The sequence below is a fragment of the Pectobacterium punjabense genome, assembly GCF_012427845.1.
GTDB classification, from domain to species: domain Bacteria; phylum Pseudomonadota; class Gammaproteobacteria; order Enterobacterales; family Enterobacteriaceae; genus Pectobacterium; species Pectobacterium punjabense.
Map to the genome: position 1 here is coordinate 1120153 of NZ_CP038498.1, position 16645 is coordinate 1136797.

Here is a 16645-nt window from a genome sequence, read left to right on the forward strand (position 1 = left end):
ACCGAATGCCTCATGAAATTCATTGCTTGTTACTTTCATACGTTATGACTATTTGTACTAGTAACATAGAGTGACAATCACATTTATGTTCGAACAGGGTGTCGTTAATGCTCTCGATGTGGAAAATCCATCCTTTCAAAAATAATCCTTTTAACAACCATTTCTTTAAAAGTAATTCATTTAAAAACAATGAAATATGTATCACGGTGATGTCGCGTCATGCCAGTGTGAAAGGTGGTTGTGATGGTGCTCGTTACCGTGTGCTTGCGATGGGGTTACTGCTGTTTTGTCCTGTAACGTTATGGGGAGCGGATAATTTTCGTACGGCGGAGTATGCGCGTAATGGTGCTGCGCTGGATTCGATCAACGCGGCAGAGGCTTACAGTCTCGGCTTTTCGGGCAAAGGAGTGAGCGTTGCGGTCATTGATGCTACCGGCGAACTGAGCGGTGATGAATTTACCGGACGAGTGGATGCGGGCGCGGGGTGGATCTCATCGCCATGGAATGGGGCATTTCATGGCTACGCGGTGGCGGGTGTCATTGGTGCGGCGAAAAACGATAGCGGTATTCACGGCATCGCGTATCAGGCGACGCTACTGCCGTTAGGAACCACTTTTTCATCGGATACCTTGGTTAACGCCCAGCTTAACGTGCTCGACCGTCCAGATATCAAGATCGTCAATAATAGCTGGGGATACCGAATATTTAACGACACGGTGCAGACGTTCAGCGCCGATCGTCAGATTGAATTGCTGGACGGCATCATCAACAATAACATGGTGATTGGTGCGGAGATGGCAAGACTAGGGCAGTTAACGGTGTTTGCTGCCGGAAACGAAGGCCATCTGACGCCGTCTATTATCTCTGGGTTGCCAACGCTGCTAGATGCCTATGGCATTGAGAATACAATTGCCAATAACTGGCTAAATGTCGTGGCTTACGATCCTTCCCAACGTCCTTCCAGCGCCGCGTTTATTGCATCATTCAGCAATCTGGGATTGGGATCGTCCGCGTACACGCTGCTTGCGCCGGGCGTGAACATTGTTTCTACCAGAGATGCCAACACGACTGATACATTCAGCGGTACATCATTTGCGACACCCTATGTTTCGGGCGTTGCCGCGCTGACGTCTGAGGCGTTTCCGTATCTGAACGGTAAGCAGCTAGCCGATATTCTTTTGTCTACGGCGACGCCGCTCACGGGGAGTAACACCCCGCGTGCGGTGTTGCTCATCCACAAGAATTACGATGACCATCAAAACTATCTCAGTAGTGAACTCAATGTTTACGCGACGGGTAATGCCGTCACGTTTAGCGATGAGGAAATGACCGTACTTCTGGCGCGGGTCAGAGAGGATGCGTTCTTCGATAATCTTACGGATGAACAGGTGCGCAGCGCGATTCGAGCCCGCGCCAGCGCGCAAAATATCAATGTGCTTACGACGGATGATTACCAGTCACTATTTGGTCAGGGGATGGTTAATGCGTATAAAGCGGTGCAGGGGCCGGGCGCATTGAATGCCCAGAGGCTAAGCAATAGCGATCTCAGCAGTGGAACGTTTAACGGTAACTACGCGATCTACGGGGTTGATACGCAAGGCTATTCCAGCACCTGGAGCAATGATATCGCTCAGGTGAAAAATACGACCAGCGGGAGTGCTCTGTATCAGTTGGATGTTGGTTTACGCAAACAGGGCGCAGGGGCGCTTTATCTAACGGGCAATAATACCTATCTCGGGCCGACCATTGTCGAAGGCGGCAGCGTCGTGGTGGGCAGAGTGGCGCAGGGGAGCGGCAGTTTGGCAGGGGATGTCTGGGTGCAATCTTCAGCGACGCTAGGCGGGCATGGCAAAATTGCCGGCACCGTCACGCTTGAGAACGGCTCAACGCTTTCACCCGGCGCATCCGTTGGCACATTAACGGTGGGTAATGTGGTGTTTCAGCCCGGCAGTCTTTATCACTATGAGGTTGATGAGCAGGGTAACGCCGATGGCCTGAATGTCACGCAGGATGCGACACTGGCGGGCACCGTGGTGCTGGATGCGCCTTCACAGTCATTAGGCGATCGGTTTACCCTGTTGAATGTCGGTGGCGCCCTGAGTGGCAGCTTTGATGGATTAACGTCTAACTCAACTCAGCCTTTCCTGCAAGACACGCTGAGCTATAGCAACAAACAGGCTTATCTGGACGTGGTGCGTAATAATCGCGCCTTTAACGACGTGGCCACCAGTCGTAATCAACGCGCCGTTGCGCAGACGATCGAGAGCCAGAATAGTGGGTCGGTTTTCTCTGCTATCGCGAACAGCCGCAGTGAAGGGGCCGCACGGGCTGCATTTGATAACCTCGATGGCGAGATCTACGCCGCCTCGCGTGCCGCATTGCTCCAGCGTAGCCGGTACGTGCGAGACGCGATCAACAGCGCACTGCACGACGAAAATGCACAGTCGCTTTGGTTGAGTACGTGGGCGAACAAGGGGAAGTTCGAGGAGACCGCTGAATCCTCACGTGTTAACCACAGCGGCTATGGCTTCTTAATCGGTAACGGTAGCCCAGTCGGTGAAAGCAGCACGCTGGGGGTCGTCGTCGGTGCAGAGAAAAGCAAGATCAAAACCGATGCACGTGCCGCCAGTAACGATGTGACGGCTTATCACGTTGGCAGCTATTGGGGAACGAGCTATAGCGGCATCGCATGGCGATCCGGTCTGGTCTACAGCTATCTGGACATGGGCAGCGAGCGAGACATTCAGGTGCCCGGACTCACGAGCCGCGCTCAGGCGGATTATCATGCGCACCTTGTTCAGGGATTTGCAGAAGGAAGTCATCGATTTGCGTTCAATGACAGCCTAAGCATTGAACCTTATGGCAATCTCTCGTATGCCTGGCTCGATCTCGCGGGTGGGCAGGAACATGGCAGCGCCGCTGCACTGCGCTGGGAACGTCAGGGGAGTGGGGCGGGGTACTCAACGCTGGGATTACGCGGCGAAGCGCGCTGGTCTTCTCTCTCGTCTGTCCGGCTCTATGCCGATGCGGGCTACCAGCGACGTCTGACGTCGGACCGTACTCAGACGCGGCTGAGTTTTGTGCAAGGTGGCGACGCTTATACGATCCGCTCTGCGGCTGACGATCGTGATGCGCTGCTATTGCAGGCAGGCGTCACGTTGGCGATAAAATCGAATACGACGCTGTTGCTGGGCTACCAAGGCGTAGTGAGCGATAAAATGAGCGAAAACAGTGCGAAAATGCAGTTTGGCTTCACATTTTGACGTGAAGTTAGTAATCCCACTCGACGAGTGAAAGGTCGGGTGGGATTACTGTAGCGCTATGTATTACGGCGCCGGGAACGTAAAGCGGCGGTGGATGGTTTCCAATTCGTCAAGGATCTCGCCATCCAGCGTCAGGTTCTGGCTGTCGAGGTTGATTTGTAACTGCTCCAGCGTGGTCGCACCCAGCAGCGTACTGGCGACGAACGGCTGTTGACGCACAAACGCCAATGCCATTTGTGCCGGGTTCAAACCGTGTTTGTGTGCCAGCGCGACGTACTCGGCAACGGCTGCCTGAGCTTGCGGGCCGGTATAGCGCGTGAAGCGGCTGAATAGCGTGTTGCGCGCGTCGGCAGGTTTTGCGCCATTCAGGTACTTACCCGTCAGCGTACCGAACGCCAGCGATGAATAGGCGAGGAGTTCGACGCCTTCATGCTGGCTGATTTCCGCCAGGCCGACTTCAAAACTGCGATTCAGCAGACTGTAAGGGTTCTGGATCGATACGATACGCGGCAGATCGTGTTTTTCCGCCAAATTCAGGTAGCGCATCACGCCCCATGGGGTTTCGTTGGAAACGCCGATATAGCGAATTTTACCGGCACGCACCTGTTCATTTAACGCTTCCAGCGTTTCCAGCAGCGTCACGACGGGTTTGTCGTCAGTATATTGATAGTTAAGCTTGCCAAAGCAGTTGGTCTGGCGCTGCGGCCAATGCAACTGATAGAGGTCGATATAGTCAGTATTCAAGCGTTGCAGGCTGGCATCCAGCGCTGCGCGGATGTTTTTTCTATCCAGCGCCTGCTGTGGGCGAATGCTGTGATCGCTTCCGCGCACAGGACCTGAGACTTTACTCGCTACAATCAATTTCTCGCGTCCACCACGGGATTTCAGCCAGGAACCGATATAGCTCTCGGTTAACCCTTGCGTTTCCGGGCGTGGGGGAACGGCGTACATTTCTGCTGTGTCAATCAGGTTAACACCTGCGGCAATGGCGTGATCTAACTGGGCATGAGCGTCTGCTTCGCTGTTCTGTTCGCCAAAGGTCATCGTACCAAGACCCAGCACGCTCACTTCTAAAGAACTATGGGGAATACGGTGATATTGCATTGCCAGCTTCCTTATGTCTGAAAATAGCAGGCGTATTTCCCATCATCTCCGCATGATTTGCTGCGATTCCAATGAGTTTGGGAAGACACACCTGAATTCGACTATAAACGAAGCCGTGGCGAGTGGGGAAGTCTCTTCTGCTATCCTTTTCGGATTATTCTTGATGGTGCAGCCCGATGTGCGGCGTTTCGGGCTGACAGCGATCTTAGCGCTGTACGATCTGAGAAATTTGATCGCTGTTGATTTGTTTCTGATTGCCTTGCTCATCGGTATAGCTAAGCAGCCCGGTATCTTTATCTAACACGGGTTTCCCCTGTGTCAGGAGCATTTGCCCCTCTTTTGTTGCCATCACATAGTCACTGGAACAGCCCGCAAGGGTGAATAGTAAGGCCAGTGTTATCGCCATTTTCATCTGTATTTTCATCGTATTAATCCATAAAGAAATCTAACGCTTAAGGTGAGTCTAGCAAAGGGGCGCGGGGGATAACGTAGGAATAATGGAAAAAATGCGTTTGGAAGGCATTAATTATGTATCACTCGACCTGCATAAAATGACGAGCCAGTAATGGCGCAGTAAAGGTTTTCTTCAGATAGAACCCGCGCGGTAAGGTCAAAATCGGCTGACCAAATTCGCCAATCGCTTCTGTTAATGCCCTGCTATTTGCCGCTTTGGGGCGGAGTTGCAGCACTTCACCATGCCGGGCGGTGATACTTTCTACCCTGCCAAGCACGATCAAATCCATCAATTCTTCCCAATCACAGCGCAGTTGCTCTTCTTCTTCTTCACTGGGGCTCCATATCAACGGTGTACCGATTCGACGTTCCCCAAGAGGGATGTGACGCGAACCTTCTACCGGAATCCACAAAACTCGGGCGAGCTTATGCCGCACATGGCTGCTTTCCCAGGTTACGCCGCTATTACCTGTTAACGGTGCGACGCAAACGAAGGTGGTTTCCAGCGGTTTGCCTTGTTCATCAATAGGGATAGTTTTTAGCTCAATGCCAATATCTGGGAAATCCTGCTCGGGCTTGCTGCCTGCGCTTGCACCCAGAAAACGTTCCAGCAACACGCCAATCCAGCCTTTATCACGTTTTAGGTTGGCAGGAAGGGGCAGACGAGCGAGGTTGGCCAATTCCGCGAGGTTATAACCTGCGAGGGACTGCGCACGTTCCTGCAAGGCTTGCTCATTTTGCGGCGCTGTTGTGTGAACTGAGGGTGAATTCATAGGATATCGCTCGATATTTTTTCGCTCAAAAAAAATACAACAAATGGAAAAGACAAACACACAGCCCATAAGATTGTGGAGAAAAGCAATAATAGCATGATTCGTAGCGTTTTTTTTCAGTGTGATGGCGATCACTGAATGCAGCTTTGCAAACTGTGCACGTATAACCACCGACAATAAACAGGATTTTACACTAGGTTATCCACAGATATCTTGGATAACCCACATAAACATGAATTACTGGTTCCATTTACAGCCTTGACTCCCGGCATTTTTACTGTGTTTGCCTATTTATTGCCTGAGTTTGAGGCATTCCCTGTGGATAAAATCGGCATAGTGCGATCTTTCACCAATCTTGCATTGGACGCCATTTGAACAAACAGCAAGGGGGCGTGCTTTGGGCTTGGGTTGCTTTTAATTTAATGAATAAAAAGAACTATTTTTAAATTTCTAGTAATTTTATTTCTTCATGAAAAATGAGTTTTACTCACTTCTTCATGGGTTCTGCACAAAGATGTCCACAGAAAAAGTGAATAAATTGCAGGTTATGGTCTTCACATGTTTATAACTTTGATCTTATCTGTGGGTTATCTTAATTTTATTAGTGTCACATGCTTTCTAAGCAGTGGTTTACCGCCTGACGGGAGTGTGAAACAATCAGGTCATCTTTGCATTGATGTTTATTGAGGTAGTCCGGTGATCGATGATGATGGCTACCGCCCAAACGTTGGTATTGTAATTTGTAATCGGCAGGGGCAGGTGATGTGGGCCCGGCGCTATGGTCAGCACTCCTGGCAGTTTCCGCAGGGGGGAATTAACCCCGGTGAAAGTGCCGAGCAGGCGATGTACCGCGAACTGTTTGAAGAAGTCGGGTTAAGAAAAAAGGATGTGCGCGTATTGGCATCTACCCGTAACTGGTTACGCTATAAATTACCAAAGCGTTTGGTGCGTTGGGATACAAAACCGGTCTGTATCGGCCAAAAGCAAAAATGGTTTTTGCTACAGTTGATGTGTAATGAGTCGGATATCAATATGCAGAGCAGCGGCACACCTGAGTTTGATGGTTGGCGCTGGGTGAGTTACTGGTATCCGGTACGTCAGGTCGTCTCTTTTAAGCGAGATGTGTATCGTCGCGTGATGAAGGAATTTATCAACCCGGTGATCCTGCTTCAGGAGAGTGCTGCGGTTCGGATGGCACCCCCACCCGGTCCCCGGCGAAAAAGAGGGTAATTCAGGCACATTATGCTCACGCGCTTGCGAGAAATTGTCGAAAATGTTGCGGCAACGGCCCGCCTTAGTGATGCGCTGGACATTCTGGTCAATGAGACCTGTCAGGCTATGGACACGGAAGTCTGTTCCATTTATCTGGCCGATCACGATCGTCAATGCTATTACCTGATGGCGACGCGCGGGTTGAAGAAACCGCGCGGACGCACGGTTACGCTAGCATTTGGGCAAGGTATTGTTGGGCTGGTCGGGCAACGCGCTGAACCCATCAATCTGGCCGACGCGCGTGCGCACCCCAGCTTTAAATTCATCCCCGCGGTGAAAGAGCAACATTTTCGCTCTTTTCTTGGCGTTCCCATTATTTATCGTCGTCATCTGTTGGGCGTGCTGGTGGTTCAACAGCGCGAACATCGTCAATTTGATAAAAACGAAGAATCATTCATGGTAACGCTGGCCACGCAGATGGCCGCGATTCTTTCCCTTTCACAGATAAAAACGCTCTTTGGTCAATACCGCCAGACGCGCGTCAAAGCGCTGGTGGCTGCACCCGGCGTGGCGATTGCTCCCGGCTGGCAGGATTGTACCCAGCCTTCTCTGGAACAGGTTTTTCCCGCATCGAGTTTGGACAGCGAACGCGAGCGTTCTCGTTTAACGCAGGCGTTAGAAGAGGCGACGGCGGAATTCCGTCGTTTTAGCAAACGCTTCAGCGCCAGCGCGCAAAAAGAGAGCGCGGCGATTTTCGACTTGTACTCACACTTGCTGAATGATGCGCGGCTCAAACGGGAACTGTTTCTGGAAGTGGACGCGGGGAACGCCGCTGAGTGGGCCGTTAAACTGGTGATTGAACGCTTCGCTGCGCAATTCACCAATTTGCAGGATACCTACTTACGCGAGCGTGCGGGCGATCTGCGCGCGTTAGGGCAACGACTGCTGTTTCACCTCGACGATAATGCGCAAATCATGGGGCAATGGCCTGAGCGTTTCATCCTCGTGGCGGACGAGTTAACGGCTACGCTGCTGGCAGAATTGCCGCCGGAGCGGTTAGCGGGCGTCGTTGTTTATGATGGTGCCGCCAATTCGCATGCGGCGATCTTGGTGCGGGCCATGGGTATTCCGACGCTGGTTGGCGCGGACATTCAGCCAGACTTACTGCATCAGCGACAGTTGATCATTGACGGCTATCGCGGCGAGCTGCTGGTCGATCCTGAGCCTGTTCTGGTTCAGGAATACCAGCGTTTGCTGACGGAAGAAAATGAGCTGACTCGTCTGGCTGAAGGTGAAATGGAGCAGCCTGCGGTGCTGAAAAGCGGTGAACGCATTCAGGTCATGTTGAATGCGGGATTAAGCGCCGAACATGAAAAACGCTTTATCAATCAGGTTGATGGTGTTGGGCTGTACCGTACTGAAATCCCTTTTATGCTACAAAGCGGGTTTCCGTCTGAAGATGAGCAGATGGCGCAATACCAAAGCATGCTGGCGCTTTATCCTACACGCCCTGTGATGCTGCGCACGCTGGATATTGGTGCGGATAAGCCACTGCCTTATTTGCCGATCAGCGAAGAAAACCCGTGTCTCGGCTGGCGCGGCATTCGTATTACGCTCGATCAGCCTGAAATCTTTCTGATCCAAGTACGTGCCATGCTGCGTGCTAATGCGCATATTGGCAATCTCAATATCCTGCTGCCGATGATCAGCAGCCTGGATGAAATCAGTGAAGCGCGCCGCCTGATCGATCAGGCTACAGGCGAGGTAGAGGAACTATTGGGCTTCCCGCAGCCTAAACCGCGTATTGGGATCATGATTGAAGTACCGTCGATGCTATTCCTGCTTCCTCACCTAGCTTCCCGTATCGATTTTGTTTCGGTTGGCACCAACGATCTGACGCAGTATTTGCTGGCGGTGGATCGTAACAATGCCCACGTCGCGTCGCTCTATGACAGCTTGCACCCTTCTATGTTGCAGGCGATGAAGATGATCGCCGTTGAGTGCGAACGACATAACATTCCGCTTTCCGTGTGCGGCGAAATGGCGGGGGAAGCCCTTGGTGCACTGCTGTTGACCGGGCTGGGTTATCGTTCGCTCAGTATGAACGGACGCAGCGTGGCGCGAATTAAATACCTGCTGCGCCAAATTACCTTGTCTGAATCGCAGGCGTTAGTGAAGCAGTTACTGAGCGCGCAAAGCGCAACGGAGGTCCGACAGTGGGCGGCGATTTTCATGGAAGAACGCGGGTTGGGGGGGCTGATTCGTGGCGGGCGCTAATTCGTCGCGAGACGAACTCTACGGATACATCGCTATTTAATTGCGAATAAATGTTTAACGACGCATAAATGTTTTACAGAACTTTTCCCGTGTGAAGTCAACGAGCGCGGGTGCGTATGCTATGATTCGCCACCGCGGTTCGCAGGAACGAATTCATTCTCCTGCCTTTTGCCTATCAATGACGATCCCGCAAGCGGGCATAACACAATAAAATATGTGGTGAATGATGACGACAAGCTATCTGGCGTTTCCTCAGTTTGATCCAGTGATTTTCTCAATTGGCCCGCTGGCGCTGCACTGGTATGGGCTGATGTATCTGGTGGGTTTTGTATTTGCCATGTGGTTAGCGGTGCGCCGGGCGAATAAACCGGGTAGCGGTTGGACCAAGGACGAAGTCGAAAACCTGCTGTATATGGGGTTCCTTGGGGTCTTCGTCGGTGGGCGTCTGGGCTATGTCCTGTTTTATGCTTTCCCGTCATTTCTTGAAAACCCGCTCTATCTGTTCAAAGTCTGGGATGGCGGCATGTCGTTCCACGGTGGCTTAATGGGCGTTATCTGCGTCATGCTGTGGTTCGCTCACCGGAGCAAACGCCATTTCTTCCAGGTCGCTGATTTTATTGCACCTCTGATTCCTTTCGGACTCGGTGCTGGCCGTTTGGGCAACTTTATCAACGGTGAACTGTGGGGGCGTGTCACAACGGATACCCCGTGGGCCATGCTGTTTCCTGGCTCGCGCAGCGAAGATATGATGCTGGCCGTTAGCAACCCGCAATGGCAGACGATTTTCAACCAGTACGGTATGCTACCGCGTCATCCTTCTCAGCTGTATCAAATGATGCTGGAAGGCGTGGCTCTGTTTATCATTTTGAATCTCTTTATTCGTAAACCTCGGCCGATGGGCAGCGTGTCAGGGCTTTTCCTGATTGGTTACGGTACGTTCAGAATTATTACCGAATTCTTCCGTCAGCCGGATGCGCAGTTGGGGCTATTCGGCGACCTTTTCAGCATGGGGCAAATCCTGTCGCTGCCGATGGTGATCGCTGGTGTTCTGATGATGGTCTGGGCTTATCGCCGTCAGCCTGCACAGCAATAATCCGTCGTCCTTCTTTAATTTTTGTGGTGAGGTAGTATGAAACAGTATCTGGATCTGATGAAAAAAGTGCTTGAAGAGGGCACGCCGAAGGCCGACCGTACCGGTACGGGCACGCGTTCTATTTTCGGCCATCAGATGCGTTTCAACTTGCAGGACGGATTTCCGCTGGTTACCACCAAAAAATGCCACCTGCGTTCGATTATCCATGAACTGCTCTGGTTCCTGAATGGCGATACTAACGTTGCTTATCTGCATGAAAACAAAGTCAGCATTTGGGACGAATGGGCAGATGAGAACGGTGATTTGGGGCCGGTTTATGGTAAACAATGGCGTTCTTGGGGAGCCGCAGACGGCCGCCAGATCGACCAGTTGAAGAATGTCCTCACCCAATTGAGACAAGATCCAGATTCTCGCCGTATTATTGTGTCTGCCTGGAACGTAGGTGAATTGGACAAAATGGCGTTGGCACCATGCCACGCGTTTTTCCAGTTCTACGTGGCAGATGGCAAGCTCTCTTGCCAGCTTTATCAGCGTTCATGCGATATCTTCCTCGGCTTGCCGTTCAACATCGCTAGCTATGCGCTGCTGGTACATATGGTGGCGCAGCAATGCGATCTGGAGGTCGGCGATTTCGTCTGGACAGGGGGTGACACGCATCTGTACAACAACCATATGGAGCAGACTCACTTGCAGTTGAGCCGTGAACCGCGCGCGCTGCCTAAACTGGTGATTAAGCGCCGCCCGGATACGCTGTTCGACTACCGCTTCGAAGACTTTGAAATCGAGGGATACGATCCGCATCCCGCCATCAAAGCCCCTGTTGCTATCTAAAGTCTCCCACCATTTCTTCAGGGCCGCATAATGCGGCCCTTTTTGTTATTGCTCTTCACTTCCTACCTCCCCGCACGTTTTTTCTGTTGTTACATCGTTGCAATAAAACATTGCGAGCTGCCGCGAGTAACGCCGTTAACACACTGTTTTTATTGAAAGGGTTCACTATCCTGACGCCATGAAAACAGGGAATAGACAACCGCGGGGATTTACCTTGCTCGAATTATTGGTGGTGCTGACGATTGTGGCGCTGATGGCGGGCGGTGGCCTGCATGGCTGGGTTCAGTATCAGCAGGCAATCCGTCTGGAGCAGAGTGCGCAGCAGTTACTGGACTTCTTGAGTCGGGTTCAGGCGAATGCCTATTGGCATAACGAAACCCAGACGGTGAAGCTTCAACAGCATGGGGTGCTGTGGTGCATCGTGATTGGGCAGAGTGAAAAACAGGTTGAGGATGTGTGCCACGAGAACCACCCTAGGCAGTTTGTTCGTCGTTCACAGGATGTGGTGTTGGCAACGTTCACAAGCCATGTTTTTACGTTCTTTGGCTTGCGTAACGCCGCACAGGCTGGGCACATTTCGTTGTCGAACGCGGCAGGGCGACTACGTCTTGTTATTTCGGTGAGGGGACGCATGCGCCTGTGCAGCGAGTCGCAAGCTGTCTTGGCGATTCCCTTATGTTGAAACAGATCATGTTGCAACAGATCGTGTTAAGGGAAGCAGCGTTGAAGCCTGCTGGGAGAAGGTGTGAACAGCGCGGTTTCACACTGCCGGAAGTCCTATTAGCGCTGAGCTTAGGGAGTCTGATTATGCTATCGGCAGCACAGTTGTACCCGCTGCTGCGTAGCCAAAGTCAGGATAGCGCACAGCGTTTTCGGCTGGAGCAGTTGTTCAGTCAGGTGGCGATGGGAATTGAGAAAGACATCCGTCGGGCAGGTTTTTGTGCGGGTTCGTGCCAAGGAAAAGCGATAAGCATTGGGAATTATCCAGGGGAGGCGGAAAATAGCTGTCTGAATGTCTCTTACGATCTGAACCGGAATGGGGCTTGGGATGGCGGGGAACAACAGGATGCGGAATCTTTTGGCTATCGCCTGCGTAGTCGGTCATTGGAGATTCAGAGTGGTGCGCATAACTGTCAGGGAGACAGGTGGGAGAAGCTGTTTGATCCGCAGGAGGTGGCGCTGACGGTGTTCCAGCTACGGCGTCTGGCTGCACAAAACGGAGTGGCGTTGTATGAACTGCAACTGGCCGGTTATTGGATCAAGCGTCCTGCTGTTCGACAACATATTACCCGCCTGATACTGAGGCGTAACCAATGAAGAAAGGATCGCAAAAGGGAAGCGGTACACTGGCTATGGTGATGTTGATCGCTATTATTGGCCTGCTGTTGATGTCCGGTTTGCAGCGTCAGCTCGATGCAGCCATTCAAACGGGAAACGATGAGAGACATTATCTGCGAGCCTTCAATCAGGCATTGTCTTCGTTGAACTGGGGAAGAGGGCAGCATTGGAATACGATAACGGAAAGCTGGCAGTGTCAGCAATTATCGGCAGAGCAACTTGTGGTGTGCTTGCGTATGGCCTCTGATGGGGAGCAAGGGTTATTGCGTGGTGAAGGGACATTCCCCACTTTGGCACGGCCGTTGAGGTTATACCAACGTGTGTCATTCTCGGCACTGTCGTCGGGTAAGATTGCGATTCAACCATGGGGTAACGGCTGGCTGGACTTTTGCCCTGATAAGGAGGTGACACGCTGTGATGCAACGGAATAGTGCAGTTAACAACAGATTCGTGAATCATCAAACCGGTTTTAGCCTGCCGGAGACGCTTGTGGCGGCGCTGCTGTTTGCCGTTTCGCTGATGGGATTATTGCAATATCACCAGATCTTGCAGCAGTCATTTCAGCATCAGTGGCAGCAGCGTCAGGCCTGGCGGTTTGCGATGCAGCAACTGGAGGCTTATGAAGCGGGCGTACCGTATCATCCATCCGATCCAGGTAATACGACGTCTTTCTCAAGTAAAAACTGGCAAATTAGCCTGTCAGAGCAGTTACAGTACGGTGAGTGCCGCCAGGTAACCGTAAGGGTCATGACGCCACGTCGCTATCAGGCTACACTGAACCGTTGGTTTTGCCCGCTATCGCCCGTTTAGTCGGCGCGTGTGAGTAAACTATGAATTATAAATCGTAAGTCGCGGCGAGCAGGAGCCAGAATGTTTAGAATCTATCACTCCAACCAGTTGGATATCTTGAAAGAACTGATGGTTGAGCTGATAAAACGTCAGCCGCTTGCGGACCCTTTCCAACAGGAAGTGATTTTGGTGCAAAGCCCAGGGATGGCGCAGTGGCTGCAAATTGAACTGGCTGGGGATTTTGGTATTGCTGCCAATATCCAATTCCCATTGCCCGGCGTTTTCTTGTGGAATATGTGTCGCCATGTGCTGTCAGATATTCCAAAAGAAAGTGCCTTCAGCAAGGATGCGATGACGTGGAAGCTCATGCATTTGCTGCCTGATTTACTGGCACAGCCTGATTTTGCGGCGCTTAATCACTATTTGCAGGATGATGATAACCAGCGCAAGCTGCATCAACTGGCCGGGCGCGTGGCGGACCTTTTCGATCAATACCTGATTTATCGCCCTGAGTGGATCAAAGCATGGCAAGAGGGGAAACAGGTTGACGATCTCGGTGGTAACCAACTTTGGCAGTCGGCGCTGTGGCGTGCGCTGGTGGACTACACACGTGATCTAGCTCAGCCTGAATGGCACCATGCGATTCTGTACCAACGCTTTATCAACGCGTTAGATCGGGCAAAAGTGTGTCCGAAGGGTCTGCCGCCACGCGTTTTTATCTGCGGTATTTCAGCGCTCCCCCCTATCTATCTACAGGCGTTGAACGCTCTGGCACGACACATTGATGTGCACCTATTGTTTACCAATCCCTGCCGCCATTATTGGAGTGACATTCAGGATTATAAATTTCTGGCGAAGCTAAAAGCCCGCAACCGGCGCTTACATCGCTTTGACGGCGAGCAGACGGATGAAACTCGTCCACTATTTCGCGATCTCTCACAGGCAGAAACATTGTTCAATGACGACGGTAAACAGTCGATTAATAACCCGTTGCTGGCATCGTGGGGCAAACTGGGGCGCGATAACCTTTATCTGCTGGCTGAGCTGGATAACGTGCAGGAGATCGATGCTTTTGTTGAGTCGGATGGCAAAAATCTGCTGCAAACGTTGCAGCGCGATATTCTTGAACTGGAAGACCACGCGGTCGTAGCCGTTAGTCACGAAACACAAAACAGCAGCACGAAAAAGCGTCGGTTGGCGCTTGACGATCGTTCGGTTGATTTTCACACCTGCCATAGTCCGCAGCGTGAGGTTGAAGTGCTGCACGATCGGCTGTTGGCTATGATGGCGGACGATCCTGAGCTGATGCCGCGTGATGTCATTGTGATGATGGCGGACATTGATGGCTATACGCCGTTCATTCAGGCGGTGTTTGGCAACGCGCCGGATAATCGCTACCTGCCTTTTGCCATCTCTGATCAGCGCGCGCGACATGCGCATCCCGCATTGCAAGCGGTGATCAGCTTGCTGGATTTACCCACAAGCCGTTTTACGGCAGAGCAGGTTCTGGCATTGCTTGAAGTGCCCGCACTGGCCGCTCGTTTCGGTATTCAGGAAGAAGGGTTGCGGCGCTTGCGCCTGTGGGTGGTGGAGTCGGGCGTCCGTTGGGGGTTGGATGACGACAACGTGCGCGATCTGATGCTGCCACCAACGGGTCAGCATACGTGGCGTTTTGGCCTGACGAGAATGCTGTTGGGCTATGCGATGGACAGTCAGGTCGGTGATTGGCAGGGGGTACTGCCTTACGATGAGTCTAGCGGTCTGATTGCGGAGCTGGCCGGCCAACTGGCTGAACTGCTGATGCAGATCCATCAATGGCGCCAGCGTCTGTCTCAATCGCGCGTACTTGTCGATTGGTTACCGCTTTGTCGAGAGCTGATCGAAACCTTCTTTGATGCTGACAGCGAGACCGAAGCGGCGCTGGCATTGGTTGAAAAGCAGTGGCAATACGTCATTAGCATGGGCACGATGGCGCATTATCCGCAGCAAGTGTCGATTTCCCGATTGCGTGATGAACTGTCACGGCGTCTCGATCAGGAGCGACTTAGCCAGCGCTTTTTGGCCGGATCTATCAATTTCTGTACGCTGATGCCGATGCGTTCCATCCCGTTTAAGGTCGTGTGTTTATTGGGCATGAACGATGGTGTTTACCCACGAACGCTCCCGCCGCTTGGGTTCGATCTGATGGGGCGAAAAATCAAACGTGGTGATCGTAGCCGACGTGACGACGATCGCTATCTGTTTCTTGAGGCGCTCTTGTCGGCGCAGAACAAGCTTTATATCAGCTATATCGGGCGATCGATTCAGGATAATACGCGCCGCTATCCTTCAGTATTGGTCAGTGAACTGACGGAATATATTGCACAGAGTTATGTCCTGCCGGGTGATGAAGCATTGGATATCGATAGCAGTGCAGAACGTGTCGTGAAGCACCTCTGCCGTGAACATACCCGTATGCCTTTTGATGCGAATAATTTCCTGTCGGCACCGCAGCCGTTGAGCTTTGCGGCAGAATGGTTGGCGGCGGCGAACCGAAAAGGAGAAGCTCAGCCTGATTTTGATCGCGAAGCGCTCTCTGAAAGAGCGGGCGATAACCATGTCAGTTTGGACGATCTGAAACGTTTCTATCGTCACCCTGTTCGAGCCTTCTTTCAACTGCGACTTGGTGTGAGTTTTATGCTGCACAGTGACGAACTGTTGGATGAAGAGCCCTTTGTGGTTGATAGCCTTAACCGCTACCAATTGAATAGCGAGCTGCTTAATACCTTGATTAATGAAGGTGATACGGAAAAACTGTATCGTCGTGCCAGAGCCGCGGGTGAACTACCCTATGGCGCATTCGGTGAAATATACTGGCAGGAACAACAGCAGGATATGGCACAACTGGCTGCGCGCGTGCGTGATGAGTTAACGCCAATGCTGTCGGGGAGCCGGGAAGTCGACATTATCCTTGACGGTGTACGCATCAGCGGCTGGCTGAATCAGGTGCAGCCGGATGGTTTGTTGCGCTGGCGTCCAGGTACGCTTTCCATGAAAGATGGTATTACGCTGTGGCTGGAACATCTGGCTTACTGTGCGGCGGGCGGGCAGGGAGAAAGTCGACTGTATGGGCGTGAAGACACTGCGTGGCGCTTTGCTGCCTTATCGGAAGCGCAAGCCAGAGAACAGCTGGCCGTCATGTTGGATGGCTATCGTCAGGGAATGAGTAAGCCGCTATTACTGCTCAATAAAGCAGGGAGTGCGTGGTTAGCTGAATGCTATGATCGTGAAAGTGATAGCCTACGGTCGGATGAAGAGGTGCAGAACAAAGCACGTGCCCGTTTGCTGCAAGCCTGGCAGGGCAATATGGGAATGCGGGGAGAAGGCGAAGATTATTACCTACAACGCATTGTTCGTGAATTGGATGAAAAACGAATGAATGAAGTGGTTGAAGCGGCACAAATCTGGCTACTGCCACCGTTCCGCTCTAATCTGGCTTGATAGGCTGGTTTGGAAGAGATTTCGAGGTGCGA

Annotated in this window: 13 protein-coding genes; 10 read left to right on the top strand and 3 right to left on the bottom strand. The window is 52.1% G+C overall.

Annotated elements, in window-relative coordinates; genetic code table 11:
- Positions 1–209 precede the first annotated feature (209 nt).
- Positions 210–3263, top strand: a complete 3054-nt coding sequence (locus E2566_RS05090; RefSeq protein WP_240618605.1) for an autotransporter serine protease — start codon at positions 210–212, stop codon at positions 3261–3263.
- A 63-nt stretch (positions 3264–3326) separates the two neighbouring features.
- On the opposite strand, the gene E2566_RS05095 is transcribed toward E2566_RS05090, so the two are convergent.
- The 3 genes from E2566_RS05095 to mutH all read right to left on the bottom strand — a co-directional run bounded on the left by E2566_RS05095 (position 3327) and on the right by mutH (position 5593).
- Positions 3327–4367, bottom strand: a complete 1041-nt coding sequence (locus E2566_RS05095) for an NADP(H)-dependent aldo-keto reductase (RefSeq protein WP_107168131.1) — start codon at positions 4365–4367, stop codon at positions 3327–3329.
- 205 nt (positions 4368–4572) lie between these two features.
- Positions 4573–4791 carry a YgdI/YgdR family lipoprotein gene (locus E2566_RS05100; protein ID WP_205541359.1) on the bottom strand — a complete coding sequence of 73 codons (219 nt, stop codon included), beginning with the start codon at positions 4789–4791 and terminating at the stop codon, positions 4573–4575.
- 109 nt (positions 4792–4900) lie between these two features.
- On the bottom strand, positions 4901–5593 hold the full coding sequence (gene mutH / locus E2566_RS05105) for a DNA mismatch repair endonuclease MutH (RefSeq protein WP_107168224.1): 693 nt from the start codon (positions 5591–5593) through the stop codon (positions 4901–4903).
- A 696-nt stretch (positions 5594–6289) separates the two neighbouring features.
- Between mutH and rppH the strand changes: the two genes are divergently transcribed.
- The 9 genes from rppH to recC all read left to right on the top strand — a co-directional run bounded on the left by rppH (position 6290) and on the right by recC (position 16613).
- Complete coding sequence (rppH, locus tag E2566_RS05110) at positions 6290–6823, top strand: RNA pyrophosphohydrolase (RefSeq protein ID WP_107168129.1); 534 nt, start codon at positions 6290–6292, stop codon at positions 6821–6823.
- A 12-nt stretch (positions 6824–6835) separates the two neighbouring features.
- A complete protein-coding gene (gene ptsP, locus E2566_RS05115; RefSeq protein WP_107168128.1) occupies positions 6836–9082 on the top strand; it encodes a phosphoenolpyruvate--protein phosphotransferase in 2247 nt (748 codons plus the stop codon).
- Positions 9083–9308: 226 nt separating this feature from the next.
- Positions 9309–10175 carry a prolipoprotein diacylglyceryl transferase gene (gene lgt, locus E2566_RS05120; protein ID WP_107168127.1) on the top strand — a complete coding sequence of 289 codons (867 nt, stop codon included), beginning with the start codon at positions 9309–9311 and terminating at the stop codon, positions 10173–10175.
- Between the two features lie 36 nt (positions 10176–10211).
- Positions 10212–11006 carry a thymidylate synthase gene (gene thyA, locus E2566_RS05125; protein ID WP_107168126.1) on the top strand — a complete coding sequence of 265 codons (795 nt, stop codon included), beginning with the start codon at positions 10212–10214 and terminating at the stop codon, positions 11004–11006.
- 178 nt (positions 11007–11184) lie between these two features.
- Entirely contained in the window at positions 11185–11688 is a 504-nt protein-coding gene (locus E2566_RS05130; RefSeq protein WP_107168125.1) for a prepilin peptidase-dependent protein, read from the top strand.
- 8 nt (positions 11689–11696) lie between these two features.
- Positions 11697–12323, top strand: a complete 627-nt coding sequence (locus tag E2566_RS05135; RefSeq protein ID WP_107168223.1) for a prepilin peptidase-dependent protein — start codon at positions 11697–11699, stop codon at positions 12321–12323.
- Positions 12320–12775 (top strand): YgdB family protein, encoded by a 456-nt coding sequence (locus tag E2566_RS05140; RefSeq protein WP_205942452.1) that lies wholly within the window; start codon positions 12320–12322, stop codon positions 12773–12775. Before E2566_RS05135 ends, E2566_RS05140 begins: the two co-directional genes overlap by 4 nt.
- Complete coding sequence (locus E2566_RS05145) at positions 12762–13154, top strand: prepilin-type N-terminal cleavage/methylation domain-containing protein (RefSeq protein WP_107168124.1); 393 nt, start codon at positions 12762–12764, stop codon at positions 13152–13154. The genes E2566_RS05140 and E2566_RS05145 overlap by 14 nt, the downstream gene beginning before the upstream one ends.
- Positions 13155–13214: 60 nt before the next feature.
- The gene (recC, locus tag E2566_RS05150; protein ID WP_107168123.1) at positions 13215–16613 is read left to right on the top strand and encodes an exodeoxyribonuclease V subunit gamma; all 3399 of its coding nucleotides are present in this window, start codon (positions 13215–13217) and stop codon (positions 16611–16613) included.
- The last annotated feature ends 32 nt before the right edge of the window (positions 16614–16645 follow it).

Coding starts and splice junctions, on each gene's coding strand:
- E2566_RS05135 (WP_107168223.1), top strand. CDS start 11,697: ATGTTGCAACAGATCGTGTTAAGGGAAGCAGCGTTGAAGCCTGCTGGG.
- E2566_RS05140 (WP_205942452.1), top strand. CDS start 12,320: ATGAAGAAAGGATCGCAAAAGGGAAGCGGTACACTGGCTATGGTGATG.
- E2566_RS05095 (WP_107168131.1), bottom strand. CDS start 4,367: ATGCAATATCACCGTATTCCCCATAGTTCTTTAGAAGTGAGCGTGCTG.
- thyA (WP_107168126.1), top strand. CDS start 10,212: ATGAAACAGTATCTGGATCTGATGAAAAAAGTGCTTGAAGAGGGCACG.
- E2566_RS05145 (WP_107168124.1), top strand. CDS start 12,762: ATGCAACGGAATAGTGCAGTTAACAACAGATTCGTGAATCATCAAACC.
- lgt (WP_107168127.1), top strand. CDS start 9,309: ATGACGACAAGCTATCTGGCGTTTCCTCAGTTTGATCCAGTGATTTTC.
- E2566_RS05100 (WP_205541359.1), bottom strand. CDS start 4,791: ATGAAAATACAGATGAAAATGGCGATAACACTGGCCTTACTATTCACC.
- mutH (WP_107168224.1), bottom strand. CDS start 5,593: ATGAATTCACCCTCAGTTCACACAACAGCGCCGCAAAATGAGCAAGCC.
- recC (WP_107168123.1), top strand. CDS start 13,215: ATGTTTAGAATCTATCACTCCAACCAGTTGGATATCTTGAAAGAACTG.
- E2566_RS05090 (WP_240618605.1), top strand. CDS start 210: ATGTCGCGTCATGCCAGTGTGAAAGGTGGTTGTGATGGTGCTCGTTAC.
- E2566_RS05130 (WP_107168125.1), top strand. CDS start 11,185: ATGAAAACAGGGAATAGACAACCGCGGGGATTTACCTTGCTCGAATTA.
- ptsP (WP_107168128.1), top strand. CDS start 6,836: ATGCTCACGCGCTTGCGAGAAATTGTCGAAAATGTTGCGGCAACGGCC.